The following is a 19,432-nucleotide window of genomic DNA, read 5'->3' as shown; positions in this document are numbered from 1 at the left end:
CATGATCAATGTGATCGTTGGGCATCAAGGACAAGATGGAAGGCTACTATCCGATTTGCTTGAGCGGCAAGGACGGCAATGGATTGGCATTGGCCGTGGGGCAATCGATACAAATATTGATTCACTTGAGCTTTGTCCCGTAGATATTACTGATGCCAACCAAGTGCATGGTTTAATTCAAGCGTACCAACCAGCGTGTATATACTATCTCGCAGCTAGTCATCAATCATCGCAGCAGCGCGCTGGTTGTTCGCCATATGATCGATATGAATCTGGATATCGCGTTAATACTCTTGGTCCATTAAATTGTCTGGAAGCCATTTACCAATATGGGCTAAGCACAAAGTTCTTTTATGCCTCATCTTCTTTGATCTATAAGCCGCCATCAGATTCTAATACACGTTTAACTGAATCTTCACCTATGCAGCCTGATGAAGAATATGCCATCGAGAAGGTATACGCGATGCGCGCTTGCTGTGAGTATCGAGCACTCGGTGTCCATGCAACGGTGGGCATTCTTTTTAATCATGAATCTATATATCGTCAGCGGTATTTTTTTTCTATGAAAGTTATTCATGCAATTAAAGAGATCATTGGTGGTAGACGTCATTTTTTAGAGATTGGCTCACGGGATGCGGTAGTAGACTGGTTGTATGCACCGGATGTGGTGCATGCGATGGTAGAGTTGCTTGATCAAGCAAAAGCTGAAGATTACGTGATTGCCTCGGGCGTGCCGCACACCACAGGGGAATTTATTGATTGCGCTTTTAAGACGGTTGGGCTGGATGCTCGGATGTATGTCAAAGTTAATGAGAGACAATTAAATCGAAAAAATACGGGGCGGGTGGGTGATCCATCAAAGATTAAGGAAGCGATCCATTGGCGTCCAACTATGTCATTCGAAAGCATGGTGCAGCACATGACCAAGTGTGTCGTGGGTGATCAACGAGAGCAAAGCAAAAGAAATTATGCCGAGAGTCATCACGAATAATATTGATGTGCAATACACGCATCGTTTTTCATTGAGGAAGCTGCTTGGGAATATCTGCTCAGGTGGTATGGTAACACTGATTCAATCAATTGCAGTGATAGTTGTGATGCCAATCTATATCGATCGACTTGGCATCCAGGGCATCGGTATATTGGGGGTATTCATACTGGTGACCAATCTTGTACGTATGTTCGATTTGGGATTGTGTACCACTATCTCGAAGCAGGTTGCACAGGCAAGAGAGCATGAACAGGCACATTTCTGTATCCCCAACATATTGAGAACATACGAATTAATCTTCATCGCAATTGGAGTTGTTACAGTTAGTATGATTTTCTTAATTGCATTCTATTTACCATTAGATTGGTTTAGTACTGATGTGTATCATGGGCTATTGCCTCGTGATATCCTGCTGTTAGCCGGTGGGGCGGCAATATTTCGCTGGCTTGCATCTTTGTATCAAACAATACTTATTGGACAGGAGCATATAGTTCAGAATTCGATACTTCGTTTTGTGGATATTCTTTTGTACCACGGCGTGGGTGTTGCGATTCTTCTGGCTTCAACAAATGGGCCAATGTATTTCTTTTGTTGGATTGCGGTCAACTCACTGATTCATCTAGTGATATCAATATTCTATGTAGCAAGTAAATTACCTGGATCGTATATCCGAGCACAGTTTCAAATACCAATCCTTAAAGAATCATACAAATTTGCAGCAGCAATTGCAGGCATACTTATTATCTCGACAATTTTTCTGCAAGCAGATCGTTTTTTAGTCATGCTCTTTACTGATCTAAAAACGCTAGGTCATTACACATTGGCACTCACGATCAGTACAAGTGTGATATCGTTATGCGCGTTTCCTGTTTTAAGTGCGACATTTCCTCGGTTTGCAATGTTAGTTAAAGCCAAGGATAAGATCGAGATCACACGTCAATATTATCTGTCGATTCTCTTAACATTATTATTGATCATGCCCGCGCTCGCATTCATTTTCACACAAGCTGACAGGATTATTTTCTTATGGACTGATGATATAGAGGCGACACGGTATCTGGCACCGATATTGATTTTTGTGACTGCGGGACCGATCTTAAATGCAGTGGCTGTTCCAGCATTCTCCATATTGATGGCAGCAGAGGAAACAAAATTTGTTATGACAGTATCCGTCATAATTTTGCTGACGGCATCAGTGCTGTACATTATTTCATTATGGCATTTTGATCTTCGTATGTTGGGTATTTCTGTCATTACCTGTTACAGCATAAATATCATCCCATTGCTATTGCGAGTACACCGACGATATATGATATTTCCAATAAGGCGGTTTATTCTTGAGTTATTTCTCCCGATTACATTGCTCTCATTTTTAGTTGCATACGTCATGCAGCAGTTCTTAATTGTTTCGAGTGAAACCCGCATAGCGGCCATTTTGATTCTTGCCTGCAAAGCTTTTCTGCTAGTGATAGTTGTTTCGGCTTTATATTTTTCATTGGCAGGCTTAATACGGTCTAAACGATCACTTGAGCCATTTACATGGAAGGATCTTGTGTCATATGATTCAAGTTCTTAAAGAATCTTCGCAAGTGCATACTTCGATCCAACAATTAAGTCGGATGGCATTGCCGCTTCATGTGACCGCCCAGAAAAATTGGGATCACAAGCTACTTGTGGATTTACTAGAGGGTGTGTCTAAAGAAACAAAAATTCTTGATCTTGGTTCAGGGGATGGTTTTACTCTGACATTGCTTCATCATCTGGGCTATAAGCAAATATTCGGAATAGATTATGCCAAGCCGCGTCGCTCACGGCGAGAAACTCTCAGACGAATATTTAGACCGTTCAAGTTTGATCCAGCGAACCTCATTACCATCGGGGATATTTGTCGGACACATTTCCCGGAGGAATCTTTTGAATGGATGACATGTATCTCAGTGATTGAACATGGTGTGGATCTTGCTGTTTTTTTTGAAGAAGTAGCGAGGCTATTGGCTCCGGGTGGGAGGCTACTAATCACCTTTGATTACTGGCATGATTTTGATTCCTCACAAACGCAGGAGATACAGATTTTTGACCTACCATGGAAAATCTTTAACGAGAATTCCGTTAGAAAAATGATTAACCTTGCATCAGAGTATTGCCTTGAAATAGCAGATAGTTCTCTATGTATGACCAAGGCGGCTCGCGAAGCCAAAGGTTCGGTGTCATCAGGTGAATTAAAAACAGTTCGTGATAATCATCAAATGACAGCGATTCCATCTTGTCAACAAGCTACAGTTAGCTATAGCGGTTTTGAGTATACCTTTATGGCAATTGTATTTGAGAAACATTCGTAGACATGAATATTCTTATCGTGACAGGCCAACTTGAACGTTGTGGCATTGGCGTTTACACACAAAAGCTTGCAGACCACCTTGCTGAAAGTGGTCACCAAGTTGCTATTCTTACATGCCCTACGGAAGAGTTCACTAAACCTACGGATAGTAGAAATTGGGCGCATTTCACACTAAATGCGACACGCAAGTTATCACATGCGGATTGGCTACCTGTTCTTGCAAAATTCAGGCCAGATGTCATACATATTCAGTATCCATCGTTACATCGAGATGCTTTCTTTCTTTATAGAGAAACGTGTAGGCGGTTTTTATTTCGCAAACCGATTGTGACGACTTTTCACGAGAAGCCATATCAGTTCCGTTCGTATGTACTAATGTTTACTTCTTGTCATGTGATTACGGTTAGAAGTGTTCGTTTGGCTCGTGATTGGGGCGCCTATTTTCCTTGTAAAAAATCGATGGTGCTAAATGCTACGATGTTACCCGAAATACAGCTTACAGATGATGAAAGATCACAAACTCGTAGAAAGTATGGACATCGTTCATATCAAAATCGGCTGACCGATATAAAGGATTGCAATCATGATGACGCACATGGTGTTTGCGTTTCTCCCGATCGGCGCCGATTAATACTATCTTTTGGTTTTTTAACGCCGCATAATAGAACGCAAGATATTCTTCACGCATGCAATCCGGTGACAGACGATCTTGTGATCGCAGGAACGTGTCCTGAATCGATTCCTGAACATCTCAAATCATTGCATGTGCAATGTTCCGAAGCAGGTTGGAATCCTGATGAGGTTTTTCGCGGATATGTCAGTGATGATGAATTATCAAAACTTATCGCATCAGCAGATGCGATTGTTCTGCCATATCAATCAGGCGCAGGGCCGTGGAATACCTCTTTGCTGGCAGCACAGCAGCAGGGTACTTTTGTGCTTACAACAACAAATGAACAATTGGGTATGCCTGCGGTTGGTTACCATCAAGAGACGAATACTTTTTTTGCACCGATTGGTAGTATTGAGAAGATGAAGGATGCGATTGCTAGATATCAAGGTCATCGAAATCCTCCAGTGTCAGGCGGTCGGACGTGGCAACAAATTGCAGATGAACACTATCAGATCTATACAAGGTACCAAAAGGGTCGTACGAGGTTCAGTGCCGCGACGACATGAAATTAAAATAACGATCTGCATTATGATAACTGACTTGACGTACTAGTTCTCCAATCAGCGGCACATCGTTTGGTAACAACCCATTTTCAATATCTTCGCCTAAAAGATTGCATAGTATACGACGAAAGTACTCGTGTCTGGTAAACGACATCATTGATCTTGAATCGGTCAGCATCCCCACGAACGTACTTAATAATCCAAGATTCATAAGCGTTCGTAATTGTGATTCAATGCCATTCTTTTGGTCGAGGAACCACCAGGCCGATCCCCACTGAATTTTTCCAGGCGTAGTGTGATCTTGGAAATTACCTGCCATAGTGGCAAAGACAGGATTATCTGCGGGATTCAGATTATAAAGAATCATACGGGGTAGACATTCTTTTTTTACTAATTCATCAAGATAGCGGCAAAGCGATTGTGCTTGCGGATAATCGCCAATCGAATCAAATCCTGTATCTTCGCCAATAAGTTTGTGCATCGTTGTGTTGTTGTTTCGTATGGCACCAAGGTGCAGTTGTTTTGTCCAGCCTCGTTGGGCATCTAGTTCTCCAAAAAACTGCATCATAAATCCAGCAAAAAGAGATTGGTCATTATCAGAAATTTGATGGCCTTTACGTGCTTGCCCAAAGATTTGTGTTGCTGTGTGTTCATCACATGAAGCTGTCGTACAGTGCAACAATCCATGGTCTGACAGTCTGCATCCAGCATTATGAAACGTTGCATGTTGTTTGTCTAAAGCCATTAGAAACTGCGATAAAGAGTGTATAGGTACGTCCGCAGCGTGTTCAAGTATGTTAGTCCATGCATTGAATGTTGAGGCATCATGTAACTGTAATGCGCGGTCTGGTCGAAATGTAGGGTACACTTTTGCATGGCAAGCAGATTGTGCGAGTTTTATATGGGATGAGAGGTTGTCAGTTGGATCGTCGGTGGTGCAAAGCACCTTAATATTAAAATGATTGAGAATCTCCCATGAAGTGCGATCTTGGTCAGCTAGCCGCGCATTGGCTTTGTGCCAAATTGCCTCAGCGGTCCGTTCATTCAAAAGTTCATCAATTCCGAAGTATCGTTTTAGTTCAAGGTGTGTCCAATGGTAAAGCGGGTTACCAAGTGTTTGGGGTACAGCTCGAGCCCAAGCCATGAATTTTTCATAAGGTGATGCCTTGCCCGTACACAATTGCTCTTCAATGCCCGCAGCTCTCATCGCTCGCCACTTGTAATGGTCCCCCTCTAGCCATATTTCATAAAGATTTTGGTACTGTCGGTTGTTTGCGAGGTCGGCAGCAGATAAATGATTGTGATAATCAATGATGGGCATCTGTGCCGCATATTCATGATATAACTCGCAGGCAGTGTTGTTTTGAAGCATAAAATCATCGTGGATGAATGGTGTCATGATTTTGCCTCTGAGTCTTGTGTCGAATCATTTAGTGTTGATGGTTGTTAGGTTTTGAGCGAGGCCATGTTGTAAGCCTCGCAATTCTGCAAGGCCGCGCATTCTGCCAATACATGAATAGCCGGGATTAGTAGGGTCAGGTTTGCTCAGATCATCAAGCATGGTATGTCCATGGTCTGGTCGAAACGATATTTGCCAATCGTTTCGTTGATGTTTTAAGCGATTCGCTTGCTCAATAAGTAGCTCACGTACAATGTTCGATAGATTTACTGAGCCTGCAAGATGATCAGCTTCATAAAAATCACCGTTTTCTAAGCGCTGGACGTTGCGCAAATGTACTGCATTAACTCGATTTGAAAATCGGCGTACTATAGCGTGCAAATTGTTGTCAGGTCGAGCTCCTAAGCTTCCCGTGCAAAAGCACAATCCATTTACAGGGTCATCAACCATCATAAGGATATCATGCAGATCCTCTTCCGTGCTTACAATGCGTGGCAACCCCATGATCGAAAACGGCGGGTCGTCCGGATGGATCGCCAAGTTGATATTGACTTCACGTGCAACTGGAGCGATTTCTTGAAGAAACAGCCGCAAGTGCTCTTTCAGTTTCTGTTGGCCAATATTTTGATATAGCTTCAACATACTACGAACATCATGAATTGTTAGCCCACGACTACATCCGGGAAAGATATCGATCATGTCACGTTCAAACTGTTTTCGCGTGGTTACGTTCATTTCTTTCCAGATTCGCGTCGCCTCTTCAATTTCGGCTTTAGTATAACTCGCAGCTGCATCCGGTCGTTTGAGCATGTATAAATCAAACGTAGCAAATTTGGCGATGCTGAAATATAAGCATCTTGATCCGTCTGGTAGCTTGTGCCGCAAATCAGTACGCACCCAATCCAGTACCGGCATAAAGTTATAGATGACAACCTTAATGCCTTCCGCGGCTAGGTGAGAGAGTGTTTGCTTGTATCGATCAATATATTTCTGGTATTGACCAGTGCGAGTTTTAATATCTTCATGCACCGGTACAGATTCAACAACATCCCACCTTAGGTTCACCGATTCAATAAGTTGTTTGTATTGATGAATATCATCTTGTGCCCACACGTCACCATAAGGCACGTGGTGTAGTGCTGAAAAGACATGTGTCGCACCAGTTTGCTTAATGTAGGATAACGGTACAGGATCATTCGGTCCGTACCATCTAAAGCATTCTTTCATGAGAGGTTGTTGCATTGATCGTGCTCGCCTTGTGTCATGATCCATGCATCCGCCTAAGGCAATAGGCATTTATATCATAGCAGATGATCAGAGAATATCAGTACCGTTCCGAAAAGAAGATGTATGCCGTTGTTTCTATAGATACAAAAAAGACGACCCGTTATGGATCGCCTTTGGTGGGGAGCGCTAAATTCTGAGAGAATCCATTTCAGGCAATTATCCTTCAAATGCATTGCCGACTTTACGGGCACGTGTTGGCTTGTCGAGATCAATACCAAGTGCGATACCGACTTCAACCAGTATGTTCCAACCGGCTGCGAGGCTTATATAACTCGAAAATTCTCCCGCCTCCGGCGTTTTGATTGTGGGGAAAATCGTATCTTTGCTGGAGATGGCAATTACGGTCAGACCAACGCCGTCTGACAGGGTTTGCTTGATCTTTTCAAGCTCCGTATCAAACGGATCAACCAGCAGTACCACATCGTCTGCATTCATAACTTCTTCGATACCATGCACAGCATAGGTGCCCTCAAGGAAGTCTGATTTTTTACGTGTGATCTCATTGGTTTTGAGCGTTAGTTCTTCAGCAACACCATCGTTGCGCCCTGCAAAGTAGATTGTTCCTGCATTGGCAATCTTTTCAATCAATCCCGCATCAATATCCATTGTCAAAACAGCTTCGATCTTGGATGCCAGATCAGCAAGTGTGTCTGCGGCAATATTATCGCCTGAAAAGTTGGCTAGGATTGATTGATAGACTAGTGCCTGCTCCGCAACTGATTTGGTTGCAGCAACCGCATCTTCACCACCACAGTTCAGTACGAAGCACTTTTTGGAAAGCGACTCTACTTTTGTATCAGTGTTTGCGGTCATTGAGTACAGGTTTTCTTTGCCGGATTCTTTGAGCTTATTAAAGAGTGCAATCAGTTCTTTGGTGGCTCCGGAGTTTGACGCGCCAAAGACCGTTTTTTTAGAAAGATCATATTCGAATGCTTGGCAACCACCTTCGGTAGCTAAATCAAGATTAAGCCCTTTGCGGAAAGCATTCATCATGGCATTCTTGGAAGGAAAGATACGTGATGATCCTTCTCCGGTGAAGAAAAGTTTGCCGGTTTTTTCCAAGTCGGCGACAACTTCTTCAGTACCTTCAATTTCGAAGTTTTTTACAACGTCAACGGTTTCCAGCATCTCCTTGCAGAGTGCAAATTTTGCATATTTTTCTTCAGAAAGTTTCATGATGATATCCAGTATCATAAATAGGTTATTAGCTGCTTACTCGATCTAAGCCATCTTACTTATGATATGGCTTGATCATTTTGAATCACACAAAATAATTACGGTGTTACATGTCGACAGCGTTGTATGCTAGCTTCGTGTAACTGGGTAGCTCACCAACCAACGGTTTTGCGTACTCGATATAAGCATCTGTCACTGAGAACCCATCTTCTGAAATGAATTCATCTGGCATGGGTTTTGCTTTTACTGCTACATCACATAGCGGTGCGGTTTCAAAGGTTGATGTTGCTGAACCTTTTTCTCTTGTCATGGAAACCATGACACCTGTTGTGCCAGCCGCAGCAAGTTCAACTGCCTTTACGCCGCATTGATATGCGTCTTCAAAGTCCTGAGCCACACCACGGTCCGCTGCGCACATCGGCAATGATTCAGTTACCTGGAATTCACCACGGAATCCATATTCATCTGCAATCATCTTATGCAGTACAACCGCAACAGCCGAGCCACCCATTGCGCCGAACTCGACGTTGTTAAACTTGTCTCTTGTTTCTGAAGCTGAAACTGGTGAACCATCCGCATGTGTGATGCCCTCGCCACAGACAACCGAAACAAATCCGTGCTTGTCGTAAACTTCTTTGACTTTGGCAATGAATTTATCTTTGTCGAACGCGCGTTCAGGGAAGAGTGTAATATGCGGTGCATCAGCATCACATTCTTTGGCAAGTGAAGCAGCTGCTGGCAACCAGCCCGCTTCGCGGCCAATACACTGGAATACAACGAATTGATCAACCTTCTTCATATCGCGTGTCAGCACACCAGCTTGAAGGACAGACAGTGCCATATACTTCGCTGCAGATGCGTAACCGGGTGTGTGGTCTGTGCCAAAGAGGTCGTTATCGACGGTTTTGGGTATGCCTACGCCGATCATGTCGTAGTCTTGTGATTGAGCATAGGCTTCGACACGATGGACGGTATCCATAGTGTCATTGCCGCCAATCAGAAAGAAGTAGCGGATGTTGAATTTTTTGAGTTTCTCAAGCACGAGTGGCAGATCTTCATCTTTGAGCTTGTATCGACATGAGCCGCATGCGGATGAAGGTGTTGATCGCAGGCCCTCGATTGCTTCATCAGATTCTGCGCCGAAATCGAACACGTTGTCTTGCATAAGGCCTTCGATACCATAGCGCATGCCAAAGATGTTTTCGATCTGCGGCACGTTCTTGGCAGATTGAATAACACCTGCCACGGACGAGTTGATGACGGAAGTTGGGCCGCCGGACTGGCCGACTAGAGCATTACCTGTAAGCACGGAATTCACCTCTCAAAAAAGCGCATGATTGTATAGTTGGATAAACGATGGCTGTTTCTACAGCGCGGGCTTAGTTTTGTCTTACAACATCTTTGCGGTCCATTTAACGAGGTTCGCAAAGAATTGGGCATACCAATTTCCAATTTCAACAGGGTTTGAACCCGGAGCTTGGGCACTTAACCTTTGATCGCCCCAATCCACCAATGGGCCGACCCAGTGTGGCGCAACATCTGACGCAAAGCATGCCACATTGGCTGCTTCGTTTTGATTGATCACTAATAACGGGATTGATTGTGTGGGTGTAATTGCAAATGTACCGTTCGGCGATTTCGATGCATGGTGCATACTGATGTTCAGGAGTGTGATTGCCTCAGATTTAGGTGCAAAGGCATTAAACCCACCGACTGTTGTAGCGTGAGTATCAAACGGTAGATTTGCGGCTATCGGGTGATCGATTTGTTTGTCAACAAAGCATGGCCAGTAGTTATTGTTACGATCATCAACATCCTGCATCGACACCGGCAAAATTTTCGCGAGGGGAGTATTCTCATAGCCGCCATCAAGACCAACATACGTTTCCCAACCACCTATCATCAAAAGCCCGCGCCCCATGTTAGTTTTCTCAACAATGATTTCTAGCTGTGTTTCACTCAGTAACTTTGATGGGTAGTCACTCAAGATGATTGCTTTGTAGTCAGCTGCAATCTGTTCATCCGTCGGCGAAATATCAGAAGCAACGTAATCAAAGGTGATACCGAAGTGGGTCATGATGCCCGCAAGATAGGCGGCTTGCTGGTCGTAGGCGGTGTCACCTAGATAAAGAATGTCTTTCGGCATCGGTCTCGCTTTCAATGAATGGACACGGGTTTAGGTACTTTGCGTTGCGTTTTGTGGTGCAAAGCGGTCATGGTACGTGTCCGGAGAGTACAGTGCGAATTGTAGATCACGGTAATATTCATATGGCCCAGATTTACGGACATTTTCGATCAGTGCAGTAATTTGCGTTTGCGAGGCAAACTTGAGGATGCCGTTCACTTTGGTTTCAAGCCGCTTGGGTGTGGACTTGAGTTGGATCTGTGGTGGCTCTGGGAAGTCGCAGTACACACCTAGCTCATAAACATTTGGTAGTTTTGCAAGCGATGGCCCAAGCTCCGGCCAGATCGTTCCGGTTGCATGGAAAAGAGAGATGAGCAATTCAGAATGCGTGAAGCGATGATCTGGGTGGAGGTCTGCACTAGTTGGTACGAACACACGCGTCGGTTGGATCTTGCGCAGGTTGTATGTGAAGGTGTTGGTCAGGCCGGTGAAGTTTTCGATGATTGATGGATCGCCTTGCTTTGCTGCACGTCGGCCAAGAAATGCAGATAGCTGTCCGTCGGGAAAGCCCATCCAAATAATATTCTCATGTGGCACGCCCATCGCTTCATAGCAGTCGTATGTTTCTTTCGCGCGGACTTCAACGATATTGTCTTTCTCTTCGGGTGAGCAATAGCCCATTGAGCCGTCGGTGACGCACATTATATAGACAGGGATATTGTTGGCGATGGCCATGTCGAGCATGAGGCCGCCGCCGAGGATCGCATCGTCATCGTGTGGCGTGACGAACAAGAATGTTTCTTTGCCTGGGTGCCAGTCTGCAAAGATATCAGCAAAGTTTTTGCTTGTGATGCGCTGATCGTTTTCCAGTTTCACGAGTTCGAAATCATGGCTCATGATAGGCACCTTTCGTGTACAGCCTAGCGGTACGCCGGTGGTTCAGTCAGTATTGCAGTTTTGAATACTTCGTTAAGCAGGGTGTGATTGCCAAACATCAAAATGGCAGGGGCCTATATAGGCCAAATCAATGTTCGTTTGCCCTTTTAATGGCAGTAGGCTTACCGAAGGATTCGTCAAACCAATCCAACTAAATTAGAACATAAATTAGGTGCGATTTCAACTAGACTTGTCAATGATTGAATGAAAATGTAAATAAGGTTGGTCTGTGGATGGAGTTTTCTGTGTTATAAGAATTAAAACATCGCGGCAATGGAATAAATATTTATAAACATTTAAATATAAAATAATTATAATTTATTTCCCCCAGGGTCTGCCGCAATAATAGCAAATTCAAAACATCTCGAACGGTACATCAACCGTAAATTTTTAACGATAATATTGTTACTTTGTAGCCAAAATATCGTGTGGTAAGTAGATCGAATATGTTACGAGTCATGGAGATATGATCTATCCGAGATTAAGCTCTGCCTTTAACTGGGCAGGTCGATTTTGTGATGTAAGCCATTGAGGTTTGTTTCCAGCACACCAGATTTGCTAATACGCAGCAAACACCGTGTTGCCATCATCGTGATTTTAAAGGACGCAATCTTGAACGCAGAGCAGCAATCATCAAAACCATCACAAACAGGCTCATCGCTTCGGCGTGAAGTCGGCGTCCTAGGCGCTGTCATGATGGGTCTCGGTTCAATCATGGGAACCGGCGTTTTTGTGAGTATCGGTATTGCTGCGGGTATTACTGGTCCATCCGTTGTTCTTGCGATTGCGCTGGCTGCACTTGTTGCCATGTGCAATGCATTCAGTAGTGCGCAGCTTGCCGCGAGCCATCCTGTTAGCGGTGGAACCTATGAATATGGTTATAAATATCTTCATCCCATGTTTGGCTTCTCGGCTGGTTGGATGTTCCTTTGTGCCAAAAGTGCTTCAGCAGCCACCGCCGCACTTGGGACGGCTGGCTACCTTTTGCATATTTTCAACGTGGACAATCAAACTTGGATTGTGCCGTCTGGTTTACTTGCGGTTGTGGCACTTACCGTGATTGTTCTAAGTGGGATTCGACGATCGAATACTGTCAATATCATCATAGTTTCGATCACGCTTTCAGTTCTTATGCTTTTTGTTATTTTTGGATTGCCTCGTCTATTCCAATCGGGCCAAGATCACTTTGCTCCGTTTTTTGATGGCCAAAATGGATCGAGTGATTTTGTGTCGAACATGCACGGTCTATTCTATGCTACCGCACTTATGTTTGTTGCCTACACTGGCTATGGTCGTATCGCCACACTTGGTGAAGAGGTGAAAAATCCTCGTAAAACTATTCCCAAAGCGATTGTCAGTACGTTAGTTGTTTCAGCCATCATCTATCTTATGGTTAGTTTTGTTGCCATTGGTGCGGTTGGTGCTGATCTGTTTGGTCGTGCGACAATGGCACAAGCCGCGCCGCTTGAAGTTGTAGCGGCCTCAATTTCAAATGCAGATCAGGCGATTTCAGATGCCAAGCTTCTTCCGAGGATTATTGCGATCGGGGCGGTCACCGCCATGTTGGGTGTTCTGCTTAATCTCATTTTGGGTTTGTCTCGTGTGCTGCTGGCGATGGGTCGCCGGGCCGATATGCCCAAAGCGACTACACACATCAGTAAACATGGTGGTACACCAACTGTTTCTGTCGTTGTGGTTGGTACGATTATTGCCGGACTTGTTTGTACCGGTAGTGTAAAAACGACTTGGACTTTTAGCGCTTTTACTGTGCTGGTTTATTATGCGATTACGAATCTTGCCGCGCTGCGCCTTTCAAAACAAGATCGTCTCTATCCACGTATTTTCTCGTGGTGTGGATTGATTTCTTGCCTCTTTCTCGCTTTCTGGGTTGAATGGCGCATTTGGGCGATCGGTCTTGCCATTCTTTTTGTTGGTTTGTGTTTTCACAAATATCGCCAATGCAGTGCACACTGATCTTTCACACTCTAAACGTCATTCACAAAAAAATATAAGCCAAATGGAATCAAGCTCACACGTTCTCGGTTGATATCCACGTCCACAATCAGTGATGATCAGCAGAAATGAGGTCGTAGCAATGCTGCGTCGGATTTGTATCCTCAGGAGATCTATAATGAATCGTGGTTTTTTATTAGTTCAAATGCGTCTATTCGCTGTTCTCGTTATTATCGTTGTTGCAACATTTGGCCAAATGACGAAATTACATGCTGTTGATATTGCCAAAGAAAAAGGTTCCAAACTTCTACATGATGCTATTGAAGCGCACGGTGGACTCAAAAAATTTCAATCCTATGGCACGTTTACCTATCACACCGACGGCCTTCCCTACAGTGCGGCAGCCCCACTTCATTTCGATCAAACCACTGACCTTGTTGCTCGTAGGCATCGTATGGAAGGCACCAGTGCTAAAGGTTCATTTGTTTCGGGTAGCAACGACACGCAAGGTTGGACCACAAGTAGCGAAATACTCGGCATTCCACCGCGTTGGGTGAATCATGGCAATAGCTATTTTGTTCTCATGCCTTTTATTTTTGCAGACCCCGGTATTACCGTTCGACATGTTGGCGATCGCGAATATGGTGGACAAGTTTTTGATGCGGTTGCTGTGAGTTACAACAAAGGTGTTGGCGATACTGCAGAAGATGATTACATCCTCTACCTTGACAAAGAAACCAAGTGCCTCCGTCTTATCGATTTCAGTGTAACCTATGGCCCAATGCGTGGAGATACTGCGATCGAAGATCTGCCACGCCGCTCGCTCGAGTTTAAAAAATGGGTTGATGTGGATGGCCTCATGGTGCCAGAAATTTTACACTACGCGCCGTGGGAACAAACGTCTACCGGTGGCAAGCGTAAAGATGCCGGTGTGCAGTACATGATTTCAAATATTGATTTCAAGAGAGAACGCCCCAGCCCATCTTTATTCGAAGCACCGCAAGGCGCTGAAATCGAAGGCGAAGATTTTTAATCACATCAATTAATCATCATTGTAAAAAGAGCCTCGCCATAGTATCACAGGTGAGGCCTTTTTGAATTTCAATGTTTGCCATATAAATTAAACCAGATCATTCAGTGGCATCTTTATCTGGCCAGCTTAGATCTTCACGTTCATAATAAGTGGCACTCCCGTCTTCCATCGCTACAATCAAATCCAGCTTCCCGCGTCCAATGTCAACCGCAAGTGGTGAACAGGAGTGAACACCAAATTCTAGCTTTGTACCCTTGAAATGCAGCACTTTGGGGTATTCAAAAACCGGATGTGTTTTGGTTCCAGCATTTCGTAAAAACAAGACGGATGCCTGTCGTCGATCACCTGTGTATACATCATCTGGGTAGCCGCCCGGGCCAGGAATGGCTGCACTTCGCCCTGTACCCGCAAGCAGATCAACCAGGCCATCTCCGTCCCAGTCAACTGCTTGTAATTTGGTGCGTCCCCATTGACCTGCAGCACGCCGGCTGTGTGCTTGGATTGGTCGGCCATCTGTCAATCTCAATACATCACCGCGGTATACGTTGTCATCGTCTGCTTGCCAAAATCTTCGTAATTGATTTTTTTCATCATTGACGATGATGCACGTTTGTTTGCCCGTGTTCCAATCTGTTACCGCAGGTTGCGTTCGCCAAACAAGATGTAGTTCTAAGCCGTTGCATTTAAGTACACGCGGTTCCTCAAAGCGCAGTTCACTCTGATCCGGAACCTGTAATGCAACAGTAATTTCCGCAAGAATACTGTTAAAGATAATGTCCAGTAAGCCGTCGCCATTCCAGTCGTATAGCGTTGGGCAGGTATATCCCCATCGGGCTTCGCCAGGACCTTGAATGCTTCGATACCCCGCGCTGATTTTCATACGCTTATTGCCAGTCATGATAAACTGCGGAACATCAAAGCTTGGATGTTGATTATTGCCGATATTTCGGATGAAATAGAAATCGCCAACATCATTGCCTGCGACAAGATCAATTAGTCCGTCACCATCGAGATCTCCATATGTAATCACAGGCAATTTTCCCAGCGAAAGCACGGGATTTTCAGTCATTACTTGTGTGGGTACATCATATATTGGAGAGTCGTATTTGTTGAATTCTCCGGTGAAGCGGTAATGCCAAAAGTGTCCAGTGTCGCCAACGATTAAATCAGACAAGCCGGTTTGTGGGTTGGGTATTGCAATCGGTGCGGAGATGATGCCGTTGTGATGGATTGCGTGTCCGCTCGATTCGCTCAGATATTTTACTGTTTCGAGCTTAATAGACTTACTACTTTTGTTATGAAAATAATGCAGTGTGCCTTGTTTGTCGCCGCCGACAAGATCACGTTCCCGATTTTTCCCAAGATTAACAACGGTCAAGCTCGGATTGCTGAACATGAAATCTTGGCCTTTACCGAAGATAGGAAACTTGCTTCGTGCGTTTTTGAGTTTTGTGTTGTCGAATGCTGCTGCGCCTAATCCATGATAGATTAAATTGCCGCGCCAAATCCCCGAGCCGTCAAAAGGTTGGTAGAAAGCAGAGTGGTGATGTGCGCCTTCTGGACGATATGGTTGCTCATCACTCACACTGAAGTACGTATGGACTCGTCCTTTGGAAGTAATAGTGCCGGTCAGCGTTCGGATGTTTCTCGGTAGCTTTAGTGGCACCTTAGCGACTGCTCTAAATGCCATTTTCTCACGGTCAAACTTCATCAGATTAATTTGCGTTTTTGAAGGGTACGCACCCCAGATATCGTCCCCAGATTCATTGGGGCCGAAAACGGAGACTACACTAGAAGGCGATTCAAAGTTTACAACGTTGCCATAAATCGGTGCACCGTTTGGCATGAATCTTTTGAATGGCAATATCCTTCGACCGGTTAAAAACAGATCATATGGTCCATTGCCAAACACGTCTGCTGTGCCCATTACTCGTCCTTGGCCATGCTGGTTGTTGCCCAGCGGTCCGAGTTCTGTGCCGAGCATGATCGGTTTTCCGGAAGTCCATGGGATCAACGCCTTGGTATTTGAAGCTGCACATATTTGTGATGAAAAAGAAAAATCAAAGAAAAATATTAGCAATAGGATTAGAGTGGAACGGATCGAAATAGAAAACAACATGTGATGGCACCCCATATCAATGATTATTGTGACGTGCGGATATTGATGGATAACAGCAGATGATTGAACACCTCTCACTCATTGATGATGAGTATCTGTTTGTGTTCACATACTATTGTAACAATCTAAGGGATCGGGTGATCTAGGCATGAATAAGCAACAGCAGATGCGTTCGACTCATTCGATTAACTCACCTTTATGCTTTTCATTATTTAGTCCTAAGCCATGGCAAACTAAGTGAATAGCGTTTTAACAGCGATTGGATTTGACAGTACTGGGGGGAATGGCTAGCATCAAAACTATACTGCGACTCATTCTCAATATAGTCGCAGTCTGAAAAAAAGGGCGGCTGACCTTCCCTGCAGGTTCCAGTCAGTCGCCCGCGCAACGACCATGAGGCCGTCGATCTCATTATCTGGTATCCAATGTAGATTGGCCAATCACGGCGCAGAAAACTCGCGTGCATAGGGAGTTTTTGTACGCTTAAATCTGGATACCGGAAGGATTTACCCATGTTGGTAAGGAGATTTTTTTCGTTCATATTCGTCGTGGCAGTACTTTATGCCACGACCCCTCTCGCTGAAGCAAACCCCATCATTTCCGTCGAGGAAGATGTGATGACATCTGGCTTTTTCGGCGGGGACAACCGTGTCCGCGGCTACTCGGGTGACAACCGCAATGTTCATCGCGTGAGTAACAACAATCCGTTTGGCACCGCTGCCGCTGAAACCATCTACCTCACATTCGACAGCAACAACTTTGCCAGCCTGACTCAACCTGTCTCGCAAGCATTGCTTTATGTCACAAGTGCAGTCGGCGGTTTTAACAACGATGCTTCAGCTGGTAACCCATTCACCGTTTCGGCTCACGCGCTTTCTGCCGACCCCATCACTAGCATCACCGATGATACCAACGCAACTGGTCCCATCGACTGGATCACATTCTTCGACAATAACATCTTGGCCGCCGATCCAGCAGCCATCACTGCCGTCGATTCCTTCGGCCAGATCACATTTGATGTGACAAGCATCGTCAACGACTGGATCTCCGGCGCAAACACAGTCTTCGCCATCGCGCTCACCGGCAAGAACCATGTCAATACCGGAGCAGATTTCCTCCACGGTTTCCTCAATAACACCGAAAACTCCGGCGCTTCATACTTGGTAATTCCTGAACCCGCAAGCCTCAGCCTCATGCTGATTGGTGGCTTGCTCATCGCGAAACGCAAACGCAAATAACGTCTGTCACAAATCTGAATCGTGGGGTCGGCGTTCGCGCCGACTTCCACCTTTAACACATGAGAAGAAAGATGAATACACCACACCCATTTAGATACATCTCGATTTCTCTTCAGCGTTACATGTTGCGTGCCAGTTTGATTGCCATCAGTGTGATGCCTGTTTTGCCTGCGAACGCGATCGATATCAATTTCGATTACCGCTTTGACACACAAGGCATGTTTAGCGATCCGACACGTCGTGCCGCACTTGAAGCTGCAGCAACCGTTTATGATCGTTTTACTGACAATCTGCTTGCGATTAATCCTGATGCCCAGAACACTTGGTCACTTAGTATCAATCGTCCCGATGGTGGCGGCAATGTCACGCTCAACAACCTTAATGTTAACGCACAATCAATCACTGTATTTGTAGGCGGCTGGGGATTTCATCCGTCAGTTCTTGGCTGGGCGGGAGCTGGAAATATTACCAATGTCTCCGGCTCAATAGCATGGCAACAAACTATTCAGGCACGTGGTCAGCTAGGCGCGCTTGATCCCAATCCAACTGACTACGGCGTGTGGGGCGGCGCTATCACCTTTAACAAAAATGTTGATTGGCATTTCGATCTAAATACTGATCCTGCCGAAAATCAGCAAGATTTTCTTACAACAGCCATGCACGAGATTGGCCACATCCTTGGTTTTGGTGAAGCGGCATCATGGGGGCAGCACATTCAAGGCGATGCGGAAAACGGATACACCTTTCATGGCCAAAATTCTCTTGATTTGATCGGCCATCCTATTGCATTGGACCGCTACGGTTCACACTGGGCGGAAGGTACATACAGCGTGATCGATGGCAATCTTCAAGAAACCGCTATGGACCCATCCACGCCACGTGGTCAGCGACAGTGGATGACCGATCTCGATTACGCGGGTTTTGCAGATATCGGCTGGGAAATTCCAGAGCCAACGGTCGCATTCGTTTTTATGTCGTGCTCACTCTTGTTGCTCGGTCGTCACCGTTCAACCAACACTAACTCCACCATAGAAACAGGGGATTTATCATGAAAACAACTATTTTTACAGTATTTTTCAGCCTTGTCTTGCTGCCTTGGCACACAGGAGCAAGCACGCTGCATCCCGAATCTACGTTCGGAGATTTTGCCGATACGGATTCGGTTCCCGCATCTGAACTCGGTGTCTTCGGGATAGGCATGCATATAGTCGCCGGCACCTTTGGTGACGACGGCAATAACAATGATGATGGTGATGTGTTCACCTTTACTATTCCAACCGGCACGCAACTTACATCAATCAATCTCACCACATACACCACCACCGGCGATCCCGGCGGCGGTTCGTTCTTCGCCATCGCCATCGGCAAAACTGTTGGCACTACTATGCAAACAGCAGGCAACCATCTGAGTAACATGCTTGTCTCAGAGACAGGTGAGCTGTTAGATGATCTTGCCGCCGGCGCCATGTTTGGTTCAAGCGCGCTTACTGCACCACTTTCAGCAGGTGACTACGCCATCTTCCTCCACGAAACCAGCACGCAGGTTGACTTTGCACTTTCATTTGACGTGCAAAGTATCCCCGAACCAGCATCAATATCATTCGGCTTGGGTTCACTTGTATGTCTGCTATTAAAGCGGCGCTCAAGCTGAAACCTTATTA

16 protein-coding genes are annotated in these 19,432 nt (G+C 45.2%); 9 read left to right on the top strand and 7 right to left on the bottom strand.

The window, feature by feature from the left end; all coding sequences use genetic code 11:
* The first annotated feature begins 1 nt into the window (after position 1).
* The 4 genes from ACQ6WK_RS15635 to ACQ6WK_RS15620 are packed head-to-tail and all read left to right on the top strand — an operon-like array spanning position 2 to position 4,508.
* A complete protein-coding gene (locus ACQ6WK_RS15635) occupies positions 2-991 on the top strand; it encodes a GDP-mannose 4,6-dehydratase (protein WP_432798321.1) in 990 nt (329 codons plus the stop codon).
* Positions 939-2,567 (top strand): lipopolysaccharide biosynthesis protein, encoded by a 1,629-nt coding sequence (locus ACQ6WK_RS15630; RefSeq protein ID WP_432798320.1) that lies wholly within the window; start codon positions 939-941, stop codon positions 2,565-2,567. The genes ACQ6WK_RS15635 and ACQ6WK_RS15630 overlap by 53 nt, the downstream gene beginning before the upstream one ends.
* Positions 2,551-3,330, top strand: coding sequence for a class I SAM-dependent methyltransferase (locus tag ACQ6WK_RS15625; RefSeq protein ID WP_432798319.1), 780 nt, complete (start codon positions 2,551-2,553; stop codon positions 3,328-3,330). Before ACQ6WK_RS15630 ends, ACQ6WK_RS15625 begins: the two co-directional genes overlap by 17 nt.
* Positions 3,331-3,332: 2 nt before the next feature.
* The gene (locus ACQ6WK_RS15620; protein WP_432798318.1) at positions 3,333-4,508 is read left to right on the top strand and encodes a glycosyltransferase family 4 protein; all 1,176 of its coding nucleotides are present in this window, start codon (positions 3,333-3,335) and stop codon (positions 4,506-4,508) included.
* Here the strand turns inward: ACQ6WK_RS15620 and uxaC are convergent.
* The 6 genes from uxaC to ACQ6WK_RS15590 all read right to left on the bottom strand — a co-directional run bounded on the left by uxaC (position 4,489) and on the right by ACQ6WK_RS15590 (position 11,389).
* On the bottom strand, positions 4,489-5,904 hold the full coding sequence (uxaC, locus tag ACQ6WK_RS15615; protein WP_432798317.1) for a glucuronate isomerase: 1,416 nt from the start codon (positions 5,902-5,904) through the stop codon (positions 4,489-4,491). The two genes, ACQ6WK_RS15620 and uxaC, sit on opposite strands and share 20 nt — an antisense overlap.
* A 27-nt stretch (positions 5,905-5,931) precedes the next feature.
* A complete protein-coding gene (gene uxuA, locus ACQ6WK_RS15610) occupies positions 5,932-7,176 on the bottom strand; it encodes a mannonate dehydratase (RefSeq protein WP_432798316.1) in 1,245 nt (414 codons plus the stop codon).
* A gap of 171 nt (positions 7,177-7,347) precedes the next feature.
* On the bottom strand, positions 7,348-8,367 hold the full coding sequence (locus ACQ6WK_RS15605) for an SIS domain-containing protein (RefSeq protein WP_432798315.1): 1,020 nt from the start codon (positions 8,365-8,367) through the stop codon (positions 7,348-7,350).
* Between the two features lie 106 nt (positions 8,368-8,473).
* Positions 8,474-9,676, bottom strand: coding sequence for a diphosphate--fructose-6-phosphate 1-phosphotransferase (locus tag ACQ6WK_RS15600; RefSeq protein WP_432798314.1), 1,203 nt, complete (start codon positions 9,674-9,676; stop codon positions 8,474-8,476).
* Positions 9,677-9,757: 81 nt separating this feature from the next.
* Positions 9,758-10,513 carry a glutamine amidotransferase gene (locus ACQ6WK_RS15595; protein WP_432798313.1) on the bottom strand — a complete coding sequence of 252 codons (756 nt, stop codon included), beginning with the start codon at positions 10,511-10,513 and terminating at the stop codon, positions 9,758-9,760.
* Between the two features lie 30 nt (positions 10,514-10,543).
* Positions 10,544-11,389 carry a PIG-L deacetylase family protein gene (locus ACQ6WK_RS15590; protein ID WP_432798312.1) on the bottom strand — a complete coding sequence of 282 codons (846 nt, stop codon included), beginning with the start codon at positions 11,387-11,389 and terminating at the stop codon, positions 10,544-10,546.
* Positions 11,390-12,040: 651 nt separating this feature from the next.
* Here ACQ6WK_RS15590 and ACQ6WK_RS15585 point away from each other — a divergent pair.
* The gene (locus tag ACQ6WK_RS15585) at positions 12,041-13,402 is read left to right on the top strand and encodes an APC family permease (protein ID WP_432798311.1); all 1,362 of its coding nucleotides are present in this window, start codon (positions 12,041-12,043) and stop codon (positions 13,400-13,402) included.
* A 157-nt stretch (positions 13,403-13,559) separates the two neighbouring features.
* Positions 13,560-14,414 carry a hypothetical protein gene (locus tag ACQ6WK_RS15580; protein ID WP_432798310.1) on the top strand — a complete coding sequence of 285 codons (855 nt, stop codon included), beginning with the start codon at positions 13,560-13,562 and terminating at the stop codon, positions 14,412-14,414.
* Between the two features lie 97 nt (positions 14,415-14,511).
* On the opposite strand, the gene ACQ6WK_RS15575 is transcribed toward ACQ6WK_RS15580, so the two are convergent.
* Positions 14,512-16,398 carry an FG-GAP repeat domain-containing protein gene (locus tag ACQ6WK_RS15575; protein ID WP_432798309.1) on the bottom strand — a complete coding sequence of 629 codons (1,887 nt, stop codon included), beginning with the start codon at positions 16,396-16,398 and terminating at the stop codon, positions 14,512-14,514.
* Positions 16,399-17,045: 647 nt separating this feature from the next.
* Between ACQ6WK_RS15575 and ACQ6WK_RS15570 the strand changes: the two genes are divergently transcribed.
* The 3 genes from ACQ6WK_RS15570 to ACQ6WK_RS15560 all read left to right on the top strand — a co-directional run bounded on the left by ACQ6WK_RS15570 (position 17,046) and on the right by ACQ6WK_RS15560 (position 19,422).
* A complete protein-coding gene (locus ACQ6WK_RS15570; RefSeq protein WP_432798308.1) occupies positions 17,046-17,771 on the top strand; it encodes a PEP-CTERM sorting domain-containing protein in 726 nt (241 codons plus the stop codon).
* A gap of 71 nt (positions 17,772-17,842) precedes the next feature.
* Positions 17,843-18,823, top strand: a complete 981-nt coding sequence (locus ACQ6WK_RS15565; RefSeq protein WP_432798307.1) for a PEP-CTERM sorting domain-containing protein — start codon at positions 17,843-17,845, stop codon at positions 18,821-18,823.
* Entirely contained in the window at positions 18,820-19,422 is a 603-nt protein-coding gene (locus tag ACQ6WK_RS15560; RefSeq protein ID WP_432798306.1) for a hypothetical protein, read from the top strand. The genes ACQ6WK_RS15565 and ACQ6WK_RS15560 overlap by 4 nt, the downstream gene beginning before the upstream one ends.
* The last annotated feature ends 10 nt before the right edge of the window (positions 19,423-19,432 follow it).

It is taken from the genome of Poriferisphaera sp. WC338 (assembly GCF_050931845.1).
Taxonomy (GTDB): domain Bacteria; phylum Planctomycetota; class Phycisphaerae; order Phycisphaerales; family Phycisphaeraceae; genus Poriferisphaera.
This window is presented reverse-complemented; position numbering and strand designations above follow the sequence as displayed.